This is a genomic window from Saccharomonospora halophila 8, assembly GCF_000383775.1.
Classification (GTDB): Bacteria; Actinomycetota; Actinomycetes; order Mycobacteriales; family Pseudonocardiaceae; genus Saccharomonospora; species Saccharomonospora halophila.
Genome location: NZ_KB912510.1, coordinates 1 through 2910 on the forward strand (window position 1 = coordinate 1; position 2910 = coordinate 2910).

General features: G+C 70.3%; 3 protein-coding genes. All 3 read right to left on the reverse strand.

The genetic code is table 11. The features are described from left to right. Positions 1-58 precede the first annotated feature (58 nt). Positions 59-1081 (reverse strand): DctP family TRAP transporter solute-binding subunit, encoded by a 1023-nt coding sequence (locus SACHA_RS0107075; RefSeq protein ID WP_019808317.1) that lies wholly within the window; start codon positions 1079-1081, stop codon positions 59-61. A 38-nt stretch (positions 1082-1119) separates the two neighbouring features. Next, on the reverse strand, positions 1120-2394 hold the full coding sequence (locus SACHA_RS0107080) for a TRAP transporter large permease (protein ID WP_019808318.1): 1275 nt from the start codon (positions 2392-2394) through the stop codon (positions 1120-1122). Beyond that, positions 2391-2910, reverse strand: a 520-nt coding sequence (locus SACHA_RS0107085) for a TRAP transporter small permease (RefSeq protein WP_019808319.1), incomplete at its 5' end; no start/stop codon positions are given. The genes SACHA_RS0107085 and SACHA_RS0107080, both read right to left, overlap by 4 nt.

The window sequence follows — 2910 nt, forward strand, 5'->3', positions numbered from 1 at the left end:
CTCCGGCGGGCGGGCCGGGCCCGTGGTGCGCACGGGCCCGGCCGTCGCTCCGCCCGCGTCACTTCGCGGACTCGCGCACCTGCTGGTAGAGGCGCAGCTGCTCGCCCGAGAGGTTGTTCGTGAAGTACTCCTCCGCCCGCGCGGCGAAGGCGTCCCGGTCGACGTCGTCGACGACGGTCATCCCCCCGTCGTTCCGCCACCCGTCGAGGATCTCGCGCTTCTCGTCCTCGATGCACCGCCGGTTCTGCGCGCGGGTCTCGTGCACCGCCGTGCGCAGCTGCTCCCGCTGCTCAGCGGAGAGCTGCTGCCACCGGTCCTCGTTGACCACGACCAGCTGGGAGCCGGTCTGGTGGCCGGACATGCTGATGTGGCTCTGCACCTCGTCGAAGCTCTTCGCGGCGATCGTCGGGACCGGGTTCTCCTGCCCGTCGATGACGCCCTGCTGCAACGAGAGGTAGACCTCCTCGAACGCGACCGTGGTGGCGTCGGCACCGACCGCCTTCGCGTTCTCCAGGTAGATCGGCGAGTCCGGGTAGCGCATCCGCAGGCCCTGAAGGTCGGCGGGCTCGCGGATCGCCTGGTTGGCCGTGAAGTGCCGCATCCCGAAGAACCAGACGTCCAGGATCCGGGTGCCGGTCTCGGCGGCGAAGTCGTCCTTGAGCTGCTGGGCGGCCTCGCTGTCGAAGAACTCGAAAAGATGGTCGGGGCCGTTGAAGGCGTAGGCCATGTCCAGCACGCCGATCGGTTCGTAGGTCGAGGCCAACGCGGACGAGCCCTGCACGTCCATGTCGATATCGCCCTCCATCACGGAGGTGAACCGCTCGGTGTCGTCGCCGAGCTGGCTGTTCGGGAACGTCTCGACGGTGACGCCGTTGTCGTTCCCGTTCACCGTGTCGGCGACCGACTGGATGCCGCACCGGGTGTGCGGGTGTTCGGTGGTGTAGCTGTTGGCGAAGGACAGGGTGAGGTCGCCGTCCCCACCGTCGCCGCCGCCGGAGTCGTTCATCGCGGTGCAGCCGGTGGCCAGCAGTGCGACGGCGGGCAGCGCGGCGAGGGCGCGGGGGATCTTTCGGGTCGGCATCGTTGCCTCCAGTTTTCCTGACGGGTCGGGGACAGGGGTCAGAGCCCGAGGACGGTGGGCAGGAACGTGACCACGGACGGCACGAACGTGATCAGCAGCAGCACCGCGACCAGCGGGACGAGGAAGGGTGCCGTGCCCCGGAAGACCTCGTGCACCGGCAGTTTCGTCACCGGGCTGAGGACGTAGAGCACGGCACCGATCGGCGGGGTCAGCAGGCCGATCATCAGGTTGACGATCGTGAGCACGCCGAAGTGCAGCGGATCGACGCCGAACTGGACGGCGATGGGCAGCAGGATCGGCACCGTGATCACCAGTACCGAGGTGCCCTCCAACACCGCGCCGAGGAGAATGAGCAGGACGTTGACCAGCAGCAGGAACACGACCTGGTTGTCGGTGAGGCCCAGCATGAACTCGGCGACCGCACCGGGGACCTGCTCGCGGGCCAGGATCCAGGCCAGCAGCCCGGAGGCGCCCAGGATCAGGGTGATCGAGGCGGTGGTCGCCGCCGTGTCGCGCAGGATCGCCCCGAGGTCGCGCGGCCGCACCCGGCCGGTCGCGAAGCCGAGCGCCAGGACGTAGGCCGCACCCACCGCGGCGGCCTCGGTGGGGGTGAAGAACCCGCCGAGAATGCCGCCGAGGATGATCACCGGCGCGAACAACGGCGCGATCACCCGCAGCGTGGCGGCGCGCAGGCGGGCCCACTCGAACGGCTCCGCCCGCAGGTCCGACCGTCCGCGTGCCCACAGGAAGACGGCCAGCGCCAGCCCGGACGCCAGCAGGAACGCGGGAACCACCGAGGCGGCGAACAACGCCCCCGTGGACACCGCCGCGATCGAGGCGTAGACGACCGCGGGGATACTCGGCGGCATGACCGGGCCGATGAGGCTGGAGGCGGCCGTGATGCCCACGGCGAACCGCCTGGGGTAGCCCTTCCGCACCATCGCGGGCACCTCGACCTTGCCGAGCCCGGCGGCGTCGGCCAGGGCCGAGCCGCTCATCCAGGAGAAGCCGAGACTCACTCCGATGTTGACGTAGCCGAGGCTGCCCTTGACCCGTCCGATGAGCGCCTGCGCGAAGTCGAACAGCCGGTCGGCGATGCCCGCGTGGTTGGCCACCACGCCGACGAGGATGAACAGCGGCACGGCCAGCAGCGGGAAGCTGTCGATCGCCCCGGTGACCTCCCGCATGCTCAGGCCGACCGACTGGCCGTTCAGGGTCACGTACGTCAGGCACGGGCCGAGCAGCGCGAACGCCACGGGCACCCGCAGCACCAACAGCGCGATGATCGCCACCGCGAGCAGCGTCATGCTCATGCGGGCTGCTCCTCTCCGGACGGTCGCGGCGGCGCGACGACGGCCATCGCCGAGCGCACGGTGGTCAGCACGAGCCCGGCGAGCGGAATGACGTAGAAGTAGTTCATCGGGATGCCCATCGCGGGCGAGCTCCGGCCGGTGGGCTCGACGGCGAGGACGAACGCCTCGTAGGCGAGGTTCACGCAGACGACGGCGACCATCACGTTGGCGAAGATCAGCACGAGCCGGTGCGCGCGCCCGGGGACCGCGTAGTCGATCAGCTTGAGCGTGACGTGCTCGTCCCGGGCCATCAGGTAGCCGGCCATCGCGAAGGTCAGCCACACCAGGCCGAACCGGGCGAGTTCCCCGGTCCACACCCAGCCGCCGGTGGGCAGGTAGCGCTGCACGGCCTGCACCAGCATCAACGTGAAGATCGTGACCAGCATCAGCCCGCCGACGACGGCCTCGGCGGCGGAGAGTACGCCGGAGACCCGGCGCACCAGCGTGCGGACGCCGCCCTCGGCCCGCGCCGACCCG